The sequence below is a fragment of the Andreprevotia lacus DSM 23236 genome (genome assembly GCF_900176275.1).
In the GTDB taxonomy this organism is placed as follows: domain Bacteria; phylum Pseudomonadota; class Gammaproteobacteria; order Burkholderiales; family Chitinibacteraceae; genus Andreprevotia; species Andreprevotia lacus.
This window is the reverse complement of record NZ_FWXD01000004.1, coordinates 184,082-205,160: the sequence shown is the minus strand read 5'-3', so window position 1 is coordinate 205,160 and position 21,079 is coordinate 184,082. Positions and strand designations below refer to the sequence as shown.

Below are 21,079 nucleotides of genomic sequence, written 5' to 3'. Positions count from 1 at the left end.
CAACGCTGATCATTGGGCCTGCAGCGTGGTTTTTTACACTCCCTTAACAGAGCAAGGCTGCAACAATAATGATAATAATTCTTGTTTATATCCTTACTAATGCCTAGAATGCCGTCCCTGCAGCAGTCGAATCGAAAATTAATCGTCAGGAATGCGTGAGCGCAGGTTTGCAAACAGGCCATGCACGCATCAATAGCGAACGATTCGTATTACACAACCTAGAACTCTCGCAGCCAGACCCAGCAACACCGCGAGCCAGCCGTATCGGGCAAGCCAGCAACGTGCGCTTTCCGCAGCAGGCGGAAGAAAGGCCGAGAACTATGCACTTCGTGGAGCAAGCCAGATGGCGCTGATTAAAAGCCGTAAACACCAAGACCTGCCGCAACTGAAGCACTCGGTTGTCGCACTCGCACTGGCCCTGCCGGCCACCGCCGCGCTGGCGGCAGACCCGGCCCCGGCCGAACCTACCCTGCCAGCCGTGCAGATCACCGATACCGCGCCAGCCCCCTACACCCCGAACAAGGTGCAGTCGCCCAAGTACACCGAGCCGCTGCGCGACACGCCCAAGACCGTCACCGTGCTGTCCAAGGAACTGATCGAAGACCAGAACCTGCTGTCGCTGCGCGATATTCTCAGCACCGTGCCGGGCATCACCTTCGGCGCCGGTGAAGGCGGCAGCGGTTATGGCGACAGCATCAACATCCGTGGCTTTGCGGCCAGCAACGACATCACCATCGACGGCATGCGTGACAGCGCGCAGTACAGCCGCACCGACCCGTTCAACCTCGAACAGATCGAGGTCACCAAGGGCTCCAGCTCGGCGGTCAACGGTGCCGGCTCGGTCGGTGGCAACATCAATCTGGTCAGCAAGGCACCCAGGCTGGAAAACAGCAACACCATCAGCACCGGTATCGGCAGCGATGGTTATTACCGCGCCACTGCCGACGTCAACCGCGTGATCGGCGAAACCAGCGCGCTGCGCCTGAACATCATGGGCCACCAGAACGACGTGCCGGGCCGCGACGTGGAAAACAACAAGCGCTGGGGCTTTGCGCCATCTGTCGCGTTTGGCCTGGGTACCGATACCCGCTACACGCTGAGCTACTTCCACCAGAGCGACGACAACATTCCGCAGTTCGGCCAGCCCTTCCGTGGCAACCAGGTGGTGCCCGGCACCAGCCGCAGCCAGTACTACGGCTTTGCCAATGTCGATACGCAGGAAAGCACCACCGACGTGCTGACCAGCCTGTTCGAGCATGATTTTGGCGACAAGGTGAAGCTGCGCAACCAGACCCGCGTGAGCAAAACCTCGCAGTTCACCATTACCGACGGCCCGGAAGGCCGCATCTGCTACGCCGTGGGCCGGGCGCCGCTGGGCACCACCATCAGCGCCACCAACGCTGCGTGCAGCGCAGCCGAAGTCAGCAAATACAAGCCGTCGTTCACCCCGACCGGTGGCTCGCGCGGCAACGTGCGTGACACGGTCAACAAGTTGCTGGCCAACCAGACCGACGTGACCTGGAACTTCAACACCGGCTCGCTGGCCCATACGCTGGTGACCGGCGTGGCACTGACGCACGAAGGCTACACCGTGGACAGCAGCCAGGAATTTGCCAACGCCAACGGCACCAATTACACGATTCCGACCACCGACCTGTACAACCCGAACACCAACTACACCGGCCCGCGCTTCCGCCGTCTGAACAGCCGCGTGGATTCGACCGTCGACAACATGGCCGTGTACGCCTTCGACACCGTCAAGTTCAACGACCACTGGTCGGTGAACGGCGGCCTGCGCTGGGAATACAACGACACCGAGTCAACCACCTACAACGTCGGCGCGGCCACAGCCGGCGCCAACGCGGGCAAGATCCTGGGTGCCTATACACCGGCCAAGAAAACCGACCGCATGCTGTCCTACCAGGGCGGCGTGGTGTACAAGCCGGTCGAGGAAGGCAGCATCTATGTGTCGTACTCCAACTCCAAGACCCCGTCCAAGGCGACCGTCAACGGCACTTGCACCTCGGTAGGCAGCAGCACGACCACCACCGGCTTCACGTGCTCGGTCGATCCGGAAACCGCCGTCACCTATGAAATCGGCACCAAGTGGGATGTGCTGGAAAGCAAGAAGCTGTCGGTGAATGCCGCACTGTTCCGCACCGACCGCACCAACTACAAGGTGGCATCGAACGATCCGTCGATTCCGGATCAGCAACTCGATGGCCAGAGCCGCGTACAGGGTATCGAGCTGGGCGTATCCGGCCTGATCACCAAGAACTGGTCTGTCTTTGCCAATTACTCGTACATGAAGAGCGAAGTACTGCAAAGCGTGAGCAACGCCGCCAAGGCAGGCGGTGACCCGCTGGCTGGCGACCCGCTGACCAACGTGCCGGAACACGCGTTCAGCCTGTGGACCACCTATGACCTGCCGCAAGGCGTGCAACTGGGTTATGGCGCCACCTACCAGGGCAGCGTGTACCTGAACCAGCACTCGGCCACCTACAAGACCGGTCCGCTGGACAAGCTGCCGAGCTACTGGGTACACCGCGCTACGGCGTCGTACAAGGTGAACCGCAACCTGAACCTGCGTCTGACCGTGAACAACCTGTTCGACAAGCTGTACTACACCCGTCCGCGCGGCTCCGGCTGGGCGACCCCGGGCGATGCACGCAACTACGTGCTGGATGCAACCTACAGCTTCTAAGCGTACGCAGCCTGAACATGCCCCTCCCCACCGGGAGGGGCATTTCCATTTACCCGGCCGGGCACCGGCCTAAAGCCCTATCCTGCAATAAGCCGCCCGACCGTACCGCCCAGGAAATCCGCCATGATGCTGCATATCCCCAACGTTCTGACCCGCGAACAAGTAGCAGAATTCCGCCGCGTGCTGGATGCAGCCGACTGGGTCAACGGCAAGGTCACCGCCGGCCACCAATCGGCACACGTCAAGAAAAACCAGCAATTGCCCGATGGCTCGCCACTGGCGCTGGAGCTGGGCGGCCGCATCGAAGCCGCGCTCGCGCGTGACGCGCTGTTCATTTCGGCGGCACTGCCGCAAAAGCTGATCCCGCCGCTGTTCAACCGTTATGAAGAGGGCGAGCGCTTCGGCAACCATGTGGACAACGCCATCCGCGAAAGCCGCGGCAACCGCGACCGCGTGCGCACTGATCTGTCGTGCACACTGTTCCTGTCCGACCCGGACGAATACGATGGTGGCGAGCTGGTGGTGGAAGACCTGTATGGTGCGCACGAGGTCAAGCTGCCGGCCGGCGACATGATCCTCTATCCGTCCAGCAGCCTGCACCGCGTCGAGACCATCACGCGCGGCGCCCGCGTGGCCTCGTTCTTCTGGGTGCAGAGCATGGTCCGCAACGACTGGCAGCGCACCATGCTGTTCAACCTGGATACCACCATCCAGAAGCTGCGCATCAAGCAGGGCGCGGGTGGCGACAGCGATGAAGTGATCGCACTCACCAGCCACTATCACAACCTGCTGCGCATGTGGGCCGAGCTATAGCCACCAGTTCTGCTGGCCAGACTCACCAGCCCAGTGGCTTGTGCTGGCCGCATTCCACCTGCTTTGGCGTCGCTGCGCCGACGCGGGATAGCCCGCATTGCGGGGCCATGACAGCCATGATTAGCTTGAGCACCCATCCTATCCGCTCCGCTCATGTTTGCGATCTACCTCAAGGGCATGGCCCTCACCGCCAGCCTGATCATGGCCATCGGCGCACAGAATGCCTTTGTGCTGCGTCAGGGCATCACCCGCCGCCATATCTTCCTGACCGCCCTCACCTGTTCGCTGTGCGATCTGCTGCTGATGAGTGCCGGCGTGGCCGGCATGGGCAGCCTGCTGGCAGCCGCGCCGGGGCTGCAACGCTGGATGGCGCTGGCCGGCGCGCTGTTCGTGCTGTGGTATGGCGCCATGGCACTCAGGAAAGCGCTGCACCCTGGCACACTGGCACCTGAAGCCACCCAGGGCATCGCCAACCCCAAGGCTGTGGTGCTGGCGGCACTGGGCTTCTCCTTGCTCAACCCGCATGCGCTGCTCGACACCATCGTGCTGGTCGGCAGCGTGGGTGCACAGCAACCGGCAGCAGAACGCCCGTTGTTCCTCGCCGGCGCGGTGAGTTTTTCCTTCATCTGGTTTTTCTCGCTGGCGCTGGGTGCCAGCAAGCTCACGCCACTGTTCAAGAACCCGACCGCGTGGCGGATACTCGATGTACTGATCGCCGCCATGATGTTCACCATTGCCTGGGGCCTGTTCCGGCTGGTTTAGCGCACGGATGCCGTGCAGGCGCACCTGACGGTTGAATCCCTTATTGGCGCGCCTGGCGCTTGCAGCCTAGGATGAACGCATTATTCAAGCCGCGCCGGTGCACCGGCAGCGGCATTCATTGATGCCTGAGGGGGAAAACCGGATGAATATCGGCCAGAAGCTGGGTGTATTGATTGCAGTTGCCATTGCGGCGCTGCTGGCGGTGGGGGCCACGGCCATCATCAAGTTCAGCCAGACAGCCAGCAATGTCGATTTCATGTCCAGCGTGGCCATCGAAGGGCTGGTGCAGGTCAACCAGATCAACAATGCCTACAAGGTCGAGCAGATCATCACCAACCAGTACGTGAACGAGCAAAACCCGCTCAACCGCGACAAACTGGCCGCCTTCATCGACGCCCAGCATGCCGTGCTCAACAAGAGCATGACCGGCTACGAAGCCAGCATCGCCGAAGACGTTGACCGCAAGAATTTCAACGAATTCAAGACCCACATCACCGAATTCAGCCAGATTTACGAGCAGTTGCGCAAAGCCGCCAAGGATGGCGATCTTGCCACGGCGCAAACACTGATGACCGGCAAGGGGCGCGATGCCGCCATCGCTGCCGAGGCTGCACTGCAAAAACTGACCGTCTACAACATCGACGGTGCGCACACCAAGGTCAAGGAAGTCGAGGAAGGCCAGAGCAGCGCACGTCTGCAGCTGATCGGTGTGGTTGTCGTCGCCCTGCTGGCGCTGCTGGCCTTCGGTATCACGTTATACCGTTCGATCACCGGCCCGCTGCATGACATGCAGCAGATCGTCAGCCAGATCGAAGCCAGCCTTGATTTCACCCAGCGCGTGCCGGTGCGCAACCAGGACGAGATCGGCAAAACCGTGCAGGCCTTCAACCGCCTGATCGAGCGCACCCAGCACAGCCTGCGCGAAATCTCGCAGCGCATCGGCAACGTCAACCAGGCCGCCAACGAAATGAGCCGTTCGGCCACCGAGATGTCGGCCAATGCCGGCAAGACCAGCGAGGCATCCAGCAGCATGGCGGCCACGGTGGAAGAAGTCACCGTCAGCATCACCCACATCGCCGACCGCAGCACCGAGGCCGACGAACTGGCGCGCAGCTCGGGCCAGCAGGCAAAAACCGGCGCCAGCGTGATCGACGCCACCGTGGCGCGCATCGACGGCATTGCCAGCACGGTGCGCGATGCGTCCGAACAGATCGGCGTGCTGCGCGAACAAAGCGCAAACATCAGCGCGGTGGTCAACACCATCAAGGAAATTGCCGACCAGACCAATCTGCTGGCGCTCAATGCCGCCATCGAGGCGGCACGGGCCGGCGAACTGGGCCGCGGCTTTGCCGTGGTGGCCGACGAAGTGCGCAAACTGGCCGAGCGCACCACGCATTCCACGCAGGAAATCGCCACTACCATCGTCAGCATCCAGGATAGCGCCGGCCGCGCCGTGGGCAGCATGGAACAAGTGGTGCAGCAGGTGGGCCAGGGCGTCGAGCAGGCCCGCGCCGCCGGCGAGGCCATTGCCACCATACGCAGCGGCTCGATCGAGGTAGTCGAGCGCGTCGGTGACATCAGCAACGCCATCCGGGAACAAAGCACCGCCAGCACCAGCATTGCCCATCTGGTCGAGCGCATTGCACAAATGAGCGAGGAAAGCAGTGCCGCCGCGCAACGCACTGCCGGCGCAGCAGGCAATCTGGATCAACTGGCTGGCGAAATGCAGCGCGAAGTGGCGCGTTATCGGCTGTAGGCCGCTTGATGCCCGGGCGGTAATGAACCCATCGCCAGTTCTATCATTACAAGAAAGATATAAAGCGGAATTTTGTAATCTGATAGCACAGCCCTTGCTTTCGCTTGGGACTGTCTCTGCCATGAAATACCTGCCGTTTGCCTGCTGCCTGATCCTTGCCGCCTGCACCACGGTGCCGCCGCAGACACCGATCCAGAGCAAAGCCTTGCTGGAGCAGCAGTTGGCAACGATTGCCCCCAGCGTGCCGGGCAGGCCGGCGACTTTCCTGCTGGTGGTGGCCGGTTACGATCAGCCGGTACCATTCAGCAGCGAAATGCGGCTGGCCGCGCACCAGCTTGGCATTGCTTTCGACGCCAACCGGCGCACGGTATTGCTGAGCAACGCGCGCAACGACAGCACCACGCTGCCGCAAGCCATGCCCGACGTGCTGGACGACGCCATCAAGGGCCTGGCCGGCAAGATGAACCTGCAGGAAGACACGCTGGCGATCTACATGGTGTCGCATGGCCGCTATGACGGCGCCTTCGTCCTGAACCGCCAGGGCAGCCCGATGAGCACCATCTCGCCTGCCTGGCTGCGCGCCACGCTGAATCAGGCCGAGATCAAATGGCGCGTGGTGTTTGCGTCTGCGTGCTTCGCTGGCGTGTTCGACAAGGCATTGGCCGATGACGACACCATGGTGATGACCGCTGCGGATGCCTTGCACCCCTCGTTCGGCTGCAGCAACGATAACCAGTACACCTACTTCGGCAGGGCATTGCTGGACAAGCGCGACTTCGCCCACCCGGATTGGGCTGCCATCTACGCCGATACGGCCGAGTAGATCAAGGTATTGGAGACCCGTGGGGGCTACGAGCACTCCAACCCGCAGTTTTCCGTGGGCAAGCTGCTGGCGGCACATCTGCAGGCCACCGCCAGCCAGACCACTGCAGCGGGCCAATAAGCGCGGCTACCAAAACCCTGCTGGCCGCATTACGCTCACTGACCGTACGGCCGGGTCCTGTCTGCGCTTCGTTGCCTTGTCAGCAGTGCTTCACCGGGTTTTGTCAGCGGCTCCAAGCGGCGCCGGGCCGCTGCGTTACGGATATTTTCTCCGCCGTGCCCGTTTTTCAGGCATCTCGGGAAAAGGCTGACCAAACAAGGGTCTGCAGCACTTGTCCACAACTTGCCGACACCGCGTTCCCCAGCGATTGGGGAGAAGCTAGGGCCTGTTAACACTTATTTCGCGCTTGCGCTGGGCTGCAAAAAGGTCAGATACAAGGCACGCAACGCAGGCAATAACCGGTTATTGCCAAGGCGCGTAACGCCGTAGATGGCCTTTTTGCGGCCCAGCCCTGCGGGTTTGGGGTATTTCGGGCGGTTCGCTGCGTTGCAAACCGCTTGCGGTACCCGTACCGCGGCGCGTTCTGCGCCTTGCGCTCCATCCCGAACTACCCCGAACGCAAGCGTGAAATAAGTGTTAACAGGCCCTAGAACAACACCAGCTCGCCCGGCCGGGCTAGTGTTGCCGTCCACACTTGCATGTCCTGCCAGGCTTGCGCAAAGCTGCTGGCATTCGGCTCGCCCCGCAGCACGGCGCTGGCAAAAGCGCGCAGCTCGGCGGTGTAGCCAAAGTCGCCACTTACCGCCTGCACGTGGCGCATGCCATCCGGGCCGATCAGGGTGACCGTGCGCCCGTCGAACTCGGCGCTGCCATGCTCGGCCAGCAGCAACAGCTTGAAACCCTCGCGACCGATGGCCGAGAAGTAAAGATTCAGCGTACCGTGCGCGCCGGATGCGGTGGAAAACTGCAGGCTACCGCCATCAAACGCGCCCAGATGCGTGCTGGTACGGCTGGTCAGCAGCCGCGCACTGCTGATGCGGCCCAGCAGCAATTCGACCGCAGCCGCGTAATGCACGCCGACGTCGAGCAACAGGCCGCCAGGGAAGTCCGCATCGGTGCGCCAGCCGCTGGCCAGGTAGCGATTGTCGCTGCGCATTTCATTGGTGGCGGTCCAGTGCAGTGCATAGGGCTGGCCGGCTACGCCGCTCGCCAACCAGTCGCGGATCTGCAGCAAGGCCGCGCTGTAGCGCAGGTTCTCGGCCACCATGCTGACTTGCGCCGGGTAATCGGCCGCCAGTGCAAGCAGCCTGCCCGCATCTTCCGGCGTGGCAGCCAGCGGTTTTTCCACCAGCACATGCTTGCCGGCCGCCAGCACGGCACGGCAGGCTGTCAGGTTCTGCGTGGCCGGTAGCGCGATCAGCACCGCATCGAGGCCGGGGTGCGCCAGAAAGGCATCCCAGTCGTCGTAACAGGCTATCTGCCCCGCGCGCTCGCCCGCCAGCCGGGCAAAGTCTTCCGCCTTGGCCAAGGTGCGGTTGCACAGCGCCACCAGCTCGACTTCCCCCTGCAATGCCGCCAACGCGGGCCAGTGCAGCTCGCGCGCGGCCACGCCCGTGCCCATCAAGCCCAGCCGCAACACCTTGTTTGCGTCAACCATGCACGTTCATCCCCGCCCTGCCCAAAAACTGACCATGCCAGCCCGACACCTGCCGGTTCAGCCACTTAGCCCACTTATCCACAACTTGCCACCAGCCCCCTCCCCAAGCTGTGGGGAAAAGGCGGCGGCGCAATCATGCCTGCGTCATTCAATATGGCCGGACTTGCAGCACCTTGCGCGGCATTGTCGAGCCCTCGCCTGCATACTGCCATGCCCGCCTCCGGGCTGGCAGATACAGATGTGCCACGTACCATGCGTGCCGACAGGTACAATTGCGCTATGCTTGCTGCCCCTTATGCCCAACTCACCCCGGATTGCATCATGGATGCGGTCGATGCCACTGGTCACCGTTGCGATGGCCGCCTGCTGGCGCTGAACAGTTTCGAGAACCGTGTCTATCAGGTCGGCCAGGAAGACGGCCCGGCGTTGATTGCCAAGTTCTATCGCCCCGCGCGCTGGAGCGATGCGGCCATTCTGGAAGAACACGCCTTTACCCACGCGCTGGCCGCAGCCGAGATCCCCGCCGTGCCGCCGCTGGTCATCGGCGGGCAGACGCTGTTCAGCCACGATGGCTATCGCTTTGCGCTGTTCGAGCGCCGCGGCGGCCGCGCGCCCGAGCTGGACGACCCGGCTGTGCTGGAGTGGATAGGCCGCTTCATCGGCCGCATCCACGCCGTGGGTGCCGCGCAGCCCTTTGCGCACCGGCTCACGCTGGATATCGCCACCTGGGGCGAGGCACCGCGTGATTTCGTGCTGGCCGGCAACTTTGTGCCGCCGGAACTACTGGCCCCCTACACGGTGGCGGTCAATCGTGCGCTGGATGCAGTACGCGCAGCCTTCGAGCGAGCTGGCGACGTGCGTGCGCTGCGCCTGCATGGCGACTGCCACCCTGGCAATATCATGTGGACCGATGCCGGCCCGCATTTCGTCGACCTGGACGACTGCTGCAACGGCCCGGCCATCCAGGACTTGTGGATGCTGCTGGGTGGCGATCGCGACGAGATGCGCGGCAAACTACTGGATGTGCTGGCCGGCTACGAGGACTTCATGCCCTTCGACGTGCGCGAGCTGCACCTGATCGAACCACTGCGCACCTTGCGGCTGATTCACTACAGCGCCTGGCTGGCACGTCGCTGGGATGACCCGGCCTTCCCTGCCGCATTCCCGTGGTTCGGCACGCATGCCTATTGGCAGGAGCAGATCACCACCCTGCACGACCAGTGCGAGCGCATGGCCGGGCCCACGCTGTGGCAAGGCAACGCCTGAGCGCTGCCGCCGGGGCGGGGCAGGTGCAAAATGCGGGCCATCCAGCTATAAAACCGCTATTGCAAGCATACCGATCATCATCGATGGCACACCCATGCGGGGATTGAAGCGCTTTGTGGCAGGGTGGCTGGGGCTGCTGTGCCTGTGCACCATGGCACATGCCGACGCCCCGCTGCGGGTGGGCTTTGGCAGCAACAAGCCACCCTACGTATTTGAAGCCGAACGGGCCGGGCTGGATGTGGACCTTGTCGTGGCTGCCGCGCGCCGTGCCGGCTACGAGGTGCGGCCGTATTTCGCCCCCTTCGAGCGCCTGCGCGTGATGTTTGCCGCAGGCCAGCTCGATGCGGTGGCCACTACCAACCCGCAATCGGGCGAGCGCGGTTTTTACTCCGAGACCTATATCCTGTACCACAACGCGGCAGTTGCGCTGGCCTCGCATCATTACGTACTGAAAACGCCGGCCGATCTGGCAGAGCACAGTGTCAGCGCCTTCCAGCGTGCACGCGCCTTGCTGGGCGAGGAGTTTGCCAGCATGGCTGCACGCAACCCGCGCTACCGCGAAGAACCTCAGCAGGTGGTGCGCAACCTCTTGCTGCTGTCGGGCCGCGTGGAGGTCGTGGTGGGTGACCGGCGCATCATCAACTACTTCATGCGTGATGTGCCGCGGCAGGTTGATGTCACACAGCCACTAACGTGGTACGAGCTGTTCCCGCCCACGCCCTATCAGGTGGTGTTCGCGCAAACGGCGCAGCGTGACCGCTTCAATGCGGGCCTGGCCGCGCTCCGCCAGAGTGGTGAATATGCGCAGATCGAGCAGCGTTACAGCAGCTATTGAGCGGCAGCAGCGTCCAGCCATTGCCACACCGGCACCACGCCATCCTGCGCCTGCCATTGTGCCGCCACACCGATGCCCGGCACCGCAGCCAGCTCACCATTGAGATAAAGCAATGGCAGCGCGGCACGCTGCCACGGTGGAATACCGTATTCCTGGAACAGCAGCTTGAGCGGGCGGCTGGGGCCGTCAGGGTGCAAGCGCAGCGGCACATTGCCCGGCCTGGGCCGCAATTCCAGCGTGCCGGCAAGCAGCGCAGCCGGATTCAGCCCGCCCGCTTGCGGTAGCCATGCCAGCGCGCCTTGCCAGCCCGGGATCGGTCCACTGGTGTCGGTAGTGATGGTCGTGATCGGCCCGGGCAGCAATTGCGCGGGCGTCACGTACAGCCGCTGCTGGAAGCGACGCACTGCGCGCTCGCGCCAGACCAAGGCGGGCTGACCGTCTTGCGGTGCATCGAGCTGGCCCAGCCATTCGTCGAATGCACGGGCATCGACCACCACGCCATGCTGCTTGAGCCAACCACGCAGTGCATGGCGGCGGCGCAGTGGCGTCAGCGCAGCTGCAGCGGCCAGATCAAAGGCGCCATCAACCACGCAGCACGCCAGATCGTCGGCAGACAGTTCGGCCAGCAGCGCCTGTGCTTCGGCCATATGGTCGGCCACCCGCACCAGTGCTGTCTCGACGGCGGGAAAGGTGTCGGCCAGCAGCGGCAACGCGCGCTGGCGCAGGAAATTGCGTCGATAACGCGTATCAGCGTTGCTTTCGTCCTCGACCCATGGCAAGCCGTGCTGCACGGCATAGTCATGCAGCGCAGCGCGCGGGAAGGCCAGCAAGGGGCGCAGCAGTTGCAGATCGGCGCGCAGAGCGCGCTGCACCGGCACGCCGGCCAGCCCGGCAATGCCACTGCCGCGCAACACGTTGAACAGCACGGTTTCGGCCTGATCGCCACGATGGTGCGCCAGCAGCAGCACATCGGCCTCCAGCGCCTCGAACACCGCGTAGCGCGCCGCGCGCGCCGCTGCCTCCACGCCCTGCCCGGTCGCATCGACATGCACGCGCGCCACCGTCAGCGGCACGCCCAGCGCGGCGGTGTAGTCGCTGCAGGCCGCCGCCCAGGCATCGGCATTGGATGACAGCCCGTGGTGCACGTGCACGGCGGACAGCGTATCGCCACGCACACGGCAGACCTGTGCTGCCAGATGCAGCAGCACGGTCGAATCCAGCCCGCCCGAATAGCCGACACACACGCGCAGCGGGCGCCCACAAGCAAAACGGCCGAGGCTAGCCTCGACCGTTTGCAGCAAATCAGGGGTATGCACGGCAGCCGCGATCAGTGGACTGCCACTTCCTTGAACTTGCCGTAGGCCATCAGGCGCTCGAAGCGTTCTTCCAGCAACTGATCGACCGATTTTTCCTGCAAGCCCTTGAGGGCGTCGGAAATCGCCTTCTTCAGCGCGGTCATCATCTGTGCATGGTTGCGATGGGCGCCGCCCACCGGCTCGCTCACCACCTTGTCGATCAGGCCCAGCGTTTTGAGGCGGCTGGCCGTAATGCCCATGGCTTCGGCCGCTTCGGACGCCTTGTCGGCCGTTTTCCACAGGATGGACGCGCAACCTTCGGGCGAAATCACCGAATAGGTGGAGTACTGCAGCATCTGCACGATGTCGCCCACGGCAATCGCCAGCGCACCGCCCGAGCCACCCTCGCCGATCACCGTGGTGATGATGGGCACGCGCAGCTTGGCCATTTCAAACAGGTTGCGGCCGATGGCCTCGGACTGGCCGCGCTCCTCTGCGCCAATGCCGGGATAAGCACCGGGGGTGTCGACGAAAGTGAGCACCGGCAGGTTGAACTTCTCGGCCAGCTTCATCAGGCGCAGCGCCTTGCGATAGCCCTCAGGGCGCGGCATGCCGAAATTGCGGAAAATCTTTTCCTTGGTGTCCCGGCCCTTCTGATGGCCGATCACCATTACCGAGTGACCATTGAAACGGGCCATGCCGCCCACGATGGCCGCATCGTCGGCATAGCTGCGATCACCGTGCAGCTCTTCGAAATCGGTGCACAGCGCGTTGACGTAATCCAGGGTGTACGGGCGTTGCGGGTGGCGGGCCACTTGCGAGATCTGCGCGGCGGAGAGCTTGGCGTAGATCGTTTTGGTCAGCTCCTGACTCTTTTTTTCCAGGTGACCGATTTCGACCGAAATATCGACTGCCGAGTCGTCCTGCACAAAACGCAGTTCTTCGATCTTGTTTTCCAGTTCGGCGATGGGCTGCTCGAAATCAAGGAAGGTGGTTTTCATCGGGCTTTACCTCTTGGGCGCCGTGCCTGCGCGGCAGTCAAGCCAGCGCACGCACGATGCGAAATCTCGGGCTGCGCCGGCCTAGGCGGGCGCGCGGAATCGCGCAATCATACAGCAAGCCCGCTAGCGACCAAAGACACCCTTACAAGCGATCGTTTGAACTTGCCGCGCAACCCCTGGCCCAGCCGCTTCAGGCCGGGTTGTTACGGAACACGATATCCGCGTGCAGGCCGATTTTCTGCAGGCCGCGCCGCGATGTGGCATTGATGATGATGGGCGACATGGTGTTGGCCGAAATCCCCTTGGAATTATCCGGCTGTTTGGCCAGGGTCAGCAGCAGCACGGTTTCGTGGCCGGCCTCCAGCTGCAGCAAGGCGGTTTCTTCATCACTCAGCTCGATCTGGTAATTGACACCCAGGAGATCGGCCTGCACCACGCTGATGGCAACTTCCGCATCGTCCAGCGACTGCAGCCACAGCACGGTGGGGTTGGGCTTTTCTTCGTGCAGCAGCTTGTAGCGCGTATACGATTCAAAGCCCGGCAGGCCGCGCGGGAAAGTCAGGATCGTCGCCGGGTCGACTTCAACGTCGCCAAAACGGGTGTGGGCGATTTGCATGCTCATGGGTCTCCGAGGTTTACCTGCCCGCCATACGGGCTAGACTGCAGCATAGCCGAGTCTGTGCGCCTTCCCAATCGGCATGGCCGAACAGACCAACGGCATTTATCATAAAGCGCTGATTCGCTAAAGTTTTCACGGCCCGTGTCGATAATGGGCATAATACGAGAAAGTAAGCGGTCTGCATCCATGATGCCGGCCGCATGGCGACAGGACAAACATCATGAAAATCGATCAAGCGGGTAAAACAATCTCCCAGCCGCTGGGTCGCAGCGGGGAGCGCACCGTCGTTGGCAAGCGCAGCGAAGCCAGCAGCAGCGACGACAGCGTGACCATCAACCCGGCAGCGGCACAACTTGCCGGCGCCGAGGGCGGCAGCGGGCAGGTATTCGACAGCGAGCGCGTACAATCGCTGCGCCAGGCGATTGCCGATGGCCGCTTTACCGTGCGCACTGATGTGATTGCCGATCGCCTGATCGATAGCGTGAAGGAATTCCTGGGCAAGTAAGCTGTGAGCGTCACCATCGGTTCTACCCCTTCCTCGCCGTGGCTGTTGCTGGTTACCACCACCTGCAACGCACTGGATCAATTGCTGCAGATCCTGCTGCACGAACAAAACCTGCTTACCCACAATCAGATCGACCAGCTGGCCGGCGTCAGCCTGCGCAAACAGCAGGCTGCCAACGAGGCCGAGGCAGCAGGCGAACAGCTGCAACTCGCCTTGCAGCACGCCGGTGTCACACCGGGCACCGATGTCACCGTGTGGTTTGAACAGCACGCGCCGGAAGCGCTGGAAACCTGGCAATTGCTGCGTGAAACCGCCCGCCAAGCCGAGCTGTACAACCGCAGCAACGGCCTGCTGATCGAAACCCGCCGCCAGTTGCTGGACCAGTTTGTCAGCCAGCTGGCGAGCGCACGTGGTGATGCGCTGTCCTATTCGGCCAAGGGCCGCCTGACCGCAGGTGGCAGCGGCAGCCTGAGCCGCGACAAGATTTAACCCCCACTGAAAGCAACGGCCAGCACCAGGGCACTTGCTTGCCGTGGCGCTGGCTGTGTTTGCTGCATGCGGTTCATTCAGCTACGCCTGCGCGAGCTGCACGGTGCAATCAATCCGCAGCAAACAGCGTTGCACCGCCCTGATAGCGGCTGGCGAAATAAGCCAGCCCCATCGACTCCACCTTGACCTTGCCCTTGCTGGATGGCGCATGGATGAACTTGCCATCACCCAGATAGATGCCCACGTGCGAATACGGCTTGCCGCTGGTGTTGAAGAACACCAGATCACCGGCCTGCAGGCTGGCTCTATCTCCCAGCGGGCGGGCCAGCCGGGCAATTTCGGCCGCGTTGTGCGGCAGCTCGACATCCAGCGCGTTCTTGTACACAAAACGCACCAGCCCGCTGCAATCCAGGCCGGCCTCAGGGTTGCCACCGCCAAACTGGTAGCCCACGTCCAGCAGGCCCAGCGCATACAGCACCACCTCTTGCCTGTCCCGGCTGTCCACCTGCAGCTTGCCCACGCTGTTGCGTGTGCCGGTGCCGGGTGTCGTCGGCTTCGCCGGCGGCGTGCCACAGCCGGCCAGCCAGACCGTGAGCAGCAAGGCCAGCAGGCAGCGCCAGTCAGGCAAGGGGATAGCGCGCATCAGTGCTCCCGTCGGCGGGTATTGAATTCGTCCAGCAAGTTCTGCTCACGCTTGAGCTCCTTGAGTTCTTCCGCAGTGAGGTGGCGATGCTCCAGTGCCTCGAACGCCTTGACCTTCTTTTCGCACTCGAACCAGACCTGCTTGAGCCGCTGGTATTCCGCCTGCAGGCGCACCACCTCACGCCCCTGCGCATCTGCTGCCTGATCGAGCTTGGCCAGAAAGAGCTGAAAGTCACGCCATTGCAATATGGTCATGCCGCCCTGCCCGCCCTGCGTCAGGCGGTTGCGATACTCCTGGCGATAGGCATTGACCTGCTCCAGCTTGCCCTGTGCCACCTGCCAGGCGGCCTGCGCACCTTGCATGCCCCGTGCAGCATCCTCGCGGGCTTCGCGCGCCAGATCAAGCAGAAAGGCAAATCGGAATGCAGCCACACCAGTCCCCGGCGTTCATCAGCCAAACAGGCTGGCGAGTTTCATTCTAGCGCCGTCGTACGACTCGCGTTCATGGATGCCCTGTTGCAGAAAGGCTTCCAGCGCTGGAAAGCGCCGGATGGCATCATCCAGCACCGGGTCCGAGCCCGGCACATAGGCACCGACGTTGATCAGGTCACGGCTGCGCTGGTAGCGTGACCACAGGTATTTGAAGCGGCGCGTGATGTCGTACTCGTCCTGACTGATGATGTCGTGCATCACGCGCGAGATCGATGCCTCGATGTCGATGGCCGGATAATGGCCGGTTTCGGCCAGCTGGCGCGACAGCACGAAGTGGCCGTCCAGAATGGCCCGCGCATTGTCGGCAATCGGGTCTTGCTGGTCGTCACCTTCGGACAGCACGGTATAGAAGGCAGTGATCGAACCACCACCCTCGCGGCCGTTGCCGGCGCGCTCCACCAGCTGCGGCAAGCGTGCGAATACCGACGGCGGATACCCCTTGGTGGCCGGCGGCTCGCCCACCGCCAGCGCAATCTCGCGCTGCGCCATCGCATAGCGGGTGAGCGAATCCATGATCAGCAGTACGTTATTGCCCTGGTTGCGGAAATACTCCGCCACGCTGGTGGCATAGGCCGCGCCATACAGGCGCAGCAACGGCGAGGTATCGGCTGGCGCCGCCACCACGACCGAGCGCGCCAGTCCCTCGGCGCCGAGGATGTTCTCGATGAAGTCCTTCACTTCGCGGCCACGCTCGCCAATCAGGCCCACCACCACCACATCGGCGGTGGTATAGCGCGCCATCATGCCCAGCAGCACCGACTTGCCGACGCCAGAGCCGGCAAACAGGCCCAGCCGCTGCCCACGTCCGACGGTGAGCATGGCGTTGATGGCACGCACGCCCACGTCCATCACGTCGCGCACCGGTTCGCGGTCCATCGGGTTGAAGGGGCGCGCGAACAGCGGCATATAACCTTCGTTATCGACCTTGCCCTTGCCATCCAGTGGCCGGCCCAGGCCATCGAGAATGCGGCCGAGCAGCCCCCAGCCCACCGGCACCTGGCGGCCATGGTCTTCCAACCGGCGCTGTTGTGTGCGTGACTTGCCGTATTCGGGTACCCAGGCGGCTACATCCTCGTGCGGGATCACGGCGGCGCCGGGTTCGACGCCATAGACTTCGGTAATCGGCATCAGGAACAGCTTTTCTTCCTGGAAGCCAACCACGACGGCCTCGACCGGGTGACCACCGGCGGTCATCACCTCGCATGAGGCACCCACCGGCAGCTTCAGCCCCACCGCCTCCAGCACCATGCCGGAAACACGGGTGAGGCGGCCACGCGGCAACCACGGGCGCACGTGCTGGACCGCCTCGGCCGCATCGGCCAGATACTGGCGGGTGCGGGCGAGCAGTTCACTCATCTTCGTCGGCCAGCAGTGACGGGGGTTCGGGCAGTGGCTCGTTCAGCACTGCAGCGGCCGCCGACCGGGCCGGCGCGGGCTGCACGGGCGGTGGCGCATCGGCAACTGGCGCAGCCCATTCCAGATCGGCACGCCGTTCACGCCCCAACGCGCGCAACTGGGTGGCCCAGCGCGCGGCAAGCGACAGATCGAGCTGCGATGTTGGCGTTTCGATGCGGCAGCCGCCTTGCTCCAGCATCGGGTCGGGCAGCAGGCGCCACACGTCGCTGGTCAACTCGGCAGCCAGCAGACTGTCCAGTGCGGCCAGATCATCCGGATGCAGGTAGAGGCGCGACGGCGCACGCGCCATCGGCAGGCTGGCCACGGCGTCGCGTATCAGCGGCAGCAGGCCGTGGCGGTCGGCCTCGACCTTGCTGCGCGTCATCTGCCGCGCCAGCACGATGGCCAGATCGAGCACGGCATCGGCCATGGTCATTTCATGTTCGGCACTGAGCGCGCCGAGGCTTTGCAGCAGTCCCTGCAGGGTCTGCAACTCTGCCTCGGCCATCAGGCGGCCGGATTCCAGCCCCGCTTCGAAGCCTTCGGCATGCGCTTGCTGGCGTATGGCTTCCAGCTCTTCGGCCGTGGGCAGCGGCACGGCATCGGCCGGGATTTCCTCGGCCTCGTGCATCACTTCGGGTAGTGGTTCCGGCTCGGGCAAGTATTCGACCGGCTCGGGCAGAGGAGCGACCTCGACGACCTCTTCGACCGGTTCGGGCGCGGGCTGGCGGCGGCGCTGCGCATGCTCGTCGTGGATGTTGCCGAGCTCCCATCGCTCCCACGCGGATGATTCTTCACGCGGAATGACGCGCTGATTAGACCCTGACACGCTGCGTTACCCCGATTATTCGACCAGACCTTCGTCGCCCTTGCCGCCAAGCACGATCTGACCCTCGTCGGCCAGGCGGCGCACGATCTTGAGGATTTCCTTCTGCTCGGATTCGACTTCGGACAATTTGACCGGACCTTTGGCTTCGAGGTCGTCGCGCAGCATTTCGGCCGCGCGTTGCGACATGTTCTTGAAAATCTTGTCGCGCAGCGCCTGGCTGGTGCCCTTGAGCGCCACCACCAGCGAATCGGACTGGATTTCGCGCAACAGCAGCTGAATGCCACGGTCGTCGATGTCCAGCACGTTGTCGAAGGTGAACATCTTGTCCTGGATTTTCTGCGCCAGCTCGGGGTCGTATTCGCGCACATTGGCCACTGCCGATGCCTCGACCACCCCGCCCATGAAGTTGAGGATGTCGGCTGCCATCTGCACGCCCCCCATGGCACTCTTCTTGACCCGGTCCGAACCCGACAGCAGCTGCGTCAGTACGTCGTTCAGCTCCTTCAGTGCAGCCGGCTGCACGCCCTCCAGCGTGGCAATGCGCAGCAGCACGTCGTTGCGCAGGCGTTCGACGAAATGGCTGAGAATTTCGGACGACTGGTCCGGCTCCAGGTGCACCAGAATGGTGGCAATGATCTGCGGGTGCTCGTTGCGGATCAGCTCGGCTACGGCGGCCGAGTCCATCCACTTGAGCGATTCGATCCCGTTGTTGTCGTTGCCCTGCAGGATGCGGTCGAGCAGGTTGGCGGCCTTGTCGCTACCCAGCGCCTTGGTCAGCACCGAGCGGATGTATTCGTCGGCAGCACCCAGGTTGGCACGGTTCTGCGTGGCAGACAGGAAGTCGCCCAGCACGCCGTCCACTTCCTCGCGCTTGACGTTGTTCATGCTGGCCATTTCAAAGCCCAGCTTCTGCACTTCCTTGGGGCCAAGGTACTTGAATACTTCGACCGCGGCATCTTCGCCCAGGGTCATCAGCAGGATGGCGGCCTTGCGCACGCCCTCTTCATTCATTGCGGCTGCCATGATGCTACCTCCGCGTGGGATCAGGCCACTTTGTTCGGGTTGTCGGTCGCCTCGCCGGCGCTCATCCATTCACGCATGATGGTGGCAACCATGCGCGGATCGTTCTTGGCCATTTCCTTGGCCTGCTGCAGCAGATCGGCAAAGGCCGAGGCACGTGCAGCGTCACTTTCTTCCTGCGCAGCCTTGAGTGCGGAAGCCACCGAACCTTCTTCATCCTCGTGCTGGGCGCTCTCGCCCAGATCGAGTTCAAGCAGTTTGGGTTCTTCGCGCGCCTTGGACAGATCGCGCATCAGCGGGCGCACCACGAAGAACAGCAGGTAGATCACGGCCAGTGCAATCAGGGCGATCTTGGCCAGGTCTGCCCAGTTACCCTGCACATAGGCCAGCGCGCGGTCCTGCAGCGGTTTTTCTTCCAGCGGCGTCTGGTCGGCAAAGGCAGCATTCACCACATTGACCGAGTCACCCCTATCCTTGTTGTAGCCAATGGCTTCGCGCACCAGATTGTTGATCTGGGTCATTTCTGCCGGACTGAACGGCACGTAGGTGGACTTGCCATCCTTATCCTTGCCCGGTTTGAAGTTGAGCACCACCGCAGCCGACAAACGCTTGACGTTGCCGATCGGTTGCTTGACGTGCTGTATGGTTTTGTCGACCTCGAAATTGGTGGTGGCTTCCTTGCGGCTGTTGAAGCTGCCGGTGGCCGCAGTGGCCGACGCACCCGATGCCGTCGGCGCGGTGATCGGCGCCGTGGCTGCGCCCGGTGGCTGGTTGGAGAGCGCCCCCGGCACGCCGCCGGCGCTTTCTTCCTTGCTGCCCCCATCCTGCTGCAGCGTTTGCTGGCTGCGGATGGCCGACTGGTTGGGCGGGCTGTTGGGCTTGAAGGTTTCGCTGGTCTGCTCGACCTCGGCAAAGTCCACCTGAGCCGTCACTTCGGCACGGACGTTTTCCTTGCCGACGATGGGGGTAAGGATGGCTTCGATGCGGTCGTTGAAGTTCTTTTCCATCTGCTGCACATACAGCATCTGGCGCGGATCGAGATCGGCACGGGCGCCGTCCAGCCCCGGCATCTTGGACAACAGGTTGCCGTCCTGGTCGACCACGGTGACGTTCTTGACCGGCAAGTCGGGAATGCTGCTGGAAACCAGATGGATGATGCCGGCGACCTGCCCGCTGTCGAGCACGCGACCGGAGAACAGGGTCAGCATGACCGATGCCGTGGGCTTTTGCTGATCGCGCAGGAAGACCGTCTGCTTGGGCATGGCCAGATGCACGCGCGCCTTCTCCACCGACGAAACGGTTTCGATCGAGCGGGCCAGCTCGCCCTCAATGGCACGCTGGTAGTTCACCTGCTCGGCAAACTGGGATACACCGAATTTCTGATTGTCCAGCAGCTCGAAACCGACATTGCCGGCGCGCGGCAAACCCTGTGCAGCCAGCTTGAGGCGGACGTCGTAAATCTTGTCTGCCGGGACAGAGATGGTGCCGCCACCTTCCAGCTTGTATGGCACGTTCATCTGCTGCAGCGACTGCACGATGGCGCCGCCGTCTTTGTCCGGGATATTGGTATACAGGATGCGGTAGGTGGGCTGGCGCGAAAACAGCGCAGCACCAACGATGGCCGCAACAAGGACGGCCAGACCGATCATGATGGCAAGCTTGCGGCCACCGGAGAGCGCATCGAAGCGCTGGCGAATGCCGCCGGCTCCCCGAGCTGTCACCAAGTTGCTGTCAGCCGCTACGCCCGCCTCTGCCATAAATTAATTAGAAATGTGGGGAAATGAATAAGCAGGACTATACCTGCATATTCATCACTTCCTGATATGCGCTCACAAGCTTGTTGCGAACCTGCACCATGGTTTGGAAGGAAAGACTGGCTTTTTGCAGCGAGACCATCACGTCCTGCAGATCGGCCTCGGGCGCGCCGGCATTGAATGCCTGCTGCTTGGCCTGCGCGTCCTGCTGCATCTGGTTGACCTGATCGATCGAGGTCTTGAGCATGCTGGCGAAGTCCTGGCCTTGCGCGTCGCTTGCCGGCTGCGCGGCAGCAGTCTGCCCCGCCGCCAGTGCGGACATGGACTGCAATTCGCCAAGAAGGGAGTCAATGCCTTGAACGCTCATTGATCGTGTCTATCCGTAATTACCGAAATTGTAGGTGGGCTGTCCGCACTAGACA

20 protein-coding genes are annotated in these 21,079 nt (G+C 62.9%); 9 read left to right on the top strand and 11 right to left on the bottom strand.

The features are described 5' to 3' along the window. Positions 1–343: 343 nt before the first annotated feature. The 5 genes from B9A19_RS05110 to B9A19_RS05090 all read left to right on the top strand — a co-directional run bounded on the left by B9A19_RS05110 (position 344) and on the right by B9A19_RS05090 (position 6,858). Positions 344–2,704, top strand: coding sequence for a TonB-dependent receptor (locus B9A19_RS05110; RefSeq protein ID WP_084089533.1), 2,361 nt, complete (start codon positions 344–346; stop codon positions 2,702–2,704). Between the two features lie 123 nt (positions 2,705–2,827). Beyond that, complete coding sequence (locus B9A19_RS05105; RefSeq protein ID WP_084089530.1) at positions 2,828–3,517, top strand: Fe2+-dependent dioxygenase; 690 nt, start codon at positions 2,828–2,830, stop codon at positions 3,515–3,517. A 153-nt stretch (positions 3,518–3,670) separates the two neighbouring features. Further along, positions 3,671–4,279, top strand: coding sequence for a LysE/ArgO family amino acid transporter (locus B9A19_RS05100; RefSeq protein ID WP_084089527.1), 609 nt, complete (start codon positions 3,671–3,673; stop codon positions 4,277–4,279). A 142-nt stretch (positions 4,280–4,421) separates the two neighbouring features. Then, positions 4,422–6,035, top strand: a complete 1,614-nt coding sequence (locus tag B9A19_RS05095) for a methyl-accepting chemotaxis protein (RefSeq protein WP_176216782.1) — start codon at positions 4,422–4,424, stop codon at positions 6,033–6,035. A gap of 121 nt (positions 6,036–6,156) precedes the next feature. Beyond that, entirely contained in the window at positions 6,157–6,858 is a 702-nt protein-coding gene (locus tag B9A19_RS05090) for a C13 family peptidase (RefSeq protein WP_176216781.1), read from the top strand. 646 nt (positions 6,859–7,504) lie between these two features. Here B9A19_RS05090 and B9A19_RS05085 read toward each other — a convergent pair. After that, complete coding sequence (locus tag B9A19_RS05085) at positions 7,505–8,515, bottom strand: Gfo/Idh/MocA family protein (protein ID WP_084089521.1); 1,011 nt, start codon at positions 8,513–8,515, stop codon at positions 7,505–7,507. Between the two features lie 252 nt (positions 8,516–8,767). On the opposite strand from B9A19_RS05085, the gene B9A19_RS05080 reads away from it, so the two are divergent. Next, positions 8,768–9,781: a serine/threonine protein kinase gene (locus B9A19_RS05080; protein WP_139798662.1), complete on the top strand. Its 1,014-nt coding sequence runs from the start codon at positions 8,768–8,770 to the stop codon at positions 9,779–9,781. A 94-nt stretch (positions 9,782–9,875) separates the two neighbouring features. Continuing rightward, positions 9,876–10,616 carry a substrate-binding periplasmic protein gene (locus B9A19_RS05075; protein ID WP_217806986.1) on the top strand — a complete coding sequence of 247 codons (741 nt, stop codon included), beginning with the start codon at positions 9,876–9,878 and terminating at the stop codon, positions 10,614–10,616. Here the strand turns inward: B9A19_RS05075 and tilS are convergent. The 3 genes from tilS to fliW all read right to left on the bottom strand — a co-directional run bounded on the left by tilS (position 10,610) and on the right by fliW (position 13,534). Next, positions 10,610–11,932 carry a tRNA lysidine(34) synthetase TilS gene (tilS, locus tag B9A19_RS05070; protein WP_176216780.1) on the bottom strand — a complete coding sequence of 441 codons (1,323 nt, stop codon included), beginning with the start codon at positions 11,930–11,932 and terminating at the stop codon, positions 10,610–10,612. The genes B9A19_RS05075 and tilS overlap by 7 nt on opposite strands. 11 nt (positions 11,933–11,943) lie before the next feature. After that, positions 11,944–12,912, bottom strand: coding sequence for an acetyl-CoA carboxylase carboxyltransferase subunit alpha (locus B9A19_RS05065; RefSeq protein ID WP_084089515.1), 969 nt, complete (start codon positions 12,910–12,912; stop codon positions 11,944–11,946). 190 nt (positions 12,913–13,102) lie between these two features. Further along, entirely contained in the window at positions 13,103–13,534 is a 432-nt protein-coding gene (gene fliW, locus B9A19_RS05060; RefSeq protein WP_084089514.1) for a flagellar assembly protein FliW, read from the bottom strand. 217 nt (positions 13,535–13,751) lie between these two features. Between fliW and flgM the strand changes: the two genes are divergently transcribed. Continuing rightward, a complete protein-coding gene (gene flgM, locus B9A19_RS05055) occupies positions 13,752–14,036 on the top strand; it encodes a flagellar biosynthesis anti-sigma factor FlgM (RefSeq protein WP_084089512.1) in 285 nt (94 codons plus the stop codon). A gap of 3 nt (positions 14,037–14,039) precedes the next feature. Beyond that, positions 14,040–14,525, top strand: a complete 486-nt coding sequence (gene flgN, locus B9A19_RS05050; RefSeq protein WP_084089511.1) for a flagellar export chaperone FlgN — start codon at positions 14,040–14,042, stop codon at positions 14,523–14,525. Between the two features lie 109 nt (positions 14,526–14,634). Here the strand turns inward: flgN and B9A19_RS05045 are convergent, their stop codons facing one another. From B9A19_RS05045 to fliE, 7 genes are all read right to left on the bottom strand, one after another. After that, a complete protein-coding gene (locus B9A19_RS05045) occupies positions 14,635–15,168 on the bottom strand; it encodes a C40 family peptidase (RefSeq protein ID WP_084089510.1) in 534 nt (177 codons plus the stop codon). Continuing rightward, entirely contained in the window at positions 15,168–15,599 is a 432-nt protein-coding gene (gene fliJ, locus B9A19_RS05040; RefSeq protein ID WP_084089509.1) for a flagellar export protein FliJ, read from the bottom strand. Before fliJ ends, B9A19_RS05045 begins: the two co-directional genes overlap by 1 nt. 18 nt (positions 15,600–15,617) lie before the next feature. After that, positions 15,618–17,015, bottom strand: a complete 1,398-nt coding sequence (gene fliI / locus B9A19_RS05035) for a flagellar protein export ATPase FliI (RefSeq protein ID WP_084089508.1) — start codon at positions 17,013–17,015, stop codon at positions 15,618–15,620. Continuing rightward, positions 17,008–17,883 (bottom strand): FliH/SctL family protein, encoded by an 876-nt coding sequence (locus tag B9A19_RS05030; protein ID WP_139798661.1) that lies wholly within the window; start codon positions 17,881–17,883, stop codon positions 17,008–17,010. Before B9A19_RS05030 ends, fliI begins: the two co-directional genes overlap by 8 nt. Positions 17,884–17,898: 15 nt before the next feature. After that, a complete protein-coding gene (gene fliG / locus B9A19_RS05025) occupies positions 17,899–18,906 on the bottom strand; it encodes a flagellar motor switch protein FliG (RefSeq protein WP_245804274.1) in 1,008 nt (335 codons plus the stop codon). Between the two features lie 20 nt (positions 18,907–18,926). Then, entirely contained in the window at positions 18,927–20,624 is a 1,698-nt protein-coding gene (fliF, locus tag B9A19_RS05020; RefSeq protein WP_245804273.1) for a flagellar basal-body MS-ring/collar protein FliF, read from the bottom strand. Positions 20,625–20,697: 73 nt separating this feature from the next. Continuing rightward, positions 20,698–21,024: a flagellar hook-basal body complex protein FliE gene (fliE, locus tag B9A19_RS05015; protein WP_084089504.1), complete on the bottom strand. Its 327-nt coding sequence runs from the start codon at positions 21,022–21,024 to the stop codon at positions 20,698–20,700. Positions 21,025–21,079: the final 55 nt, after the last annotated feature.

Bases quoted from the DNA above. Each gene is read 5' to 3' on its own strand.
- B9A19_RS05065 (WP_084089515.1), bottom strand. From the start codon at position 12,912: ATGAAAACCACCTTCCTTGATTTCGAGCAGCCCATCGCCGAACTGGAA.
- B9A19_RS05085 (WP_084089521.1), bottom strand. From the start codon at position 8,515: ATGGTTGACGCAAACAAGGTGTTGCGGCTGGGCTTGATGGGCACGGGC.
- fliE (WP_084089504.1), bottom strand. From the start codon at position 21,024: ATGAGCGTTCAAGGCATTGACTCCCTTCTTGGCGAATTGCAGTCCATG.
- flgM (WP_084089512.1), top strand. From the start codon at position 13,752: ATGAAAATCGATCAAGCGGGTAAAACAATCTCCCAGCCGCTGGGTCGC.
- B9A19_RS05080 (WP_139798662.1), top strand. From the start codon at position 8,768: ATGCGTGCCGACAGGTACAATTGCGCTATGCTTGCTGCCCCTTATGCC.
- B9A19_RS05095 (WP_176216782.1), top strand. From the start codon at position 4,422: ATGAATATCGGCCAGAAGCTGGGTGTATTGATTGCAGTTGCCATTGCG.
- fliG (WP_245804274.1), bottom strand. From the start codon at position 18,906: ATGGCAGCCGCAATGAATGAAGAGGGCGTGCGCAAGGCCGCCATCCTG.
- B9A19_RS05100 (WP_084089527.1), top strand. From the start codon at position 3,671: ATGTTTGCGATCTACCTCAAGGGCATGGCCCTCACCGCCAGCCTGATC.
- B9A19_RS05045 (WP_084089510.1), bottom strand. From the start codon at position 15,168: ATGCGCGCTATCCCCTTGCCTGACTGGCGCTGCCTGCTGGCCTTGCTG.
- B9A19_RS05075 (WP_217806986.1), top strand. From the start codon at position 9,876: ATGCGGGGATTGAAGCGCTTTGTGGCAGGGTGGCTGGGGCTGCTGTGC.
- B9A19_RS05090 (WP_176216781.1), top strand. From the start codon at position 6,157: ATGAAATACCTGCCGTTTGCCTGCTGCCTGATCCTTGCCGCCTGCACC.
- fliI (WP_084089508.1), bottom strand. From the start codon at position 17,015: ATGAGTGAACTGCTCGCCCGCACCCGCCAGTATCTGGCCGATGCGGCC.
- B9A19_RS05110 (WP_084089533.1), top strand. From the start codon at position 344: ATGGCGCTGATTAAAAGCCGTAAACACCAAGACCTGCCGCAACTGAAG.
- fliW (WP_084089514.1), bottom strand. From the start codon at position 13,534: ATGAGCATGCAAATCGCCCACACCCGTTTTGGCGACGTTGAAGTCGAC.
- B9A19_RS05105 (WP_084089530.1), top strand. From the start codon at position 2,828: ATGATGCTGCATATCCCCAACGTTCTGACCCGCGAACAAGTAGCAGAA.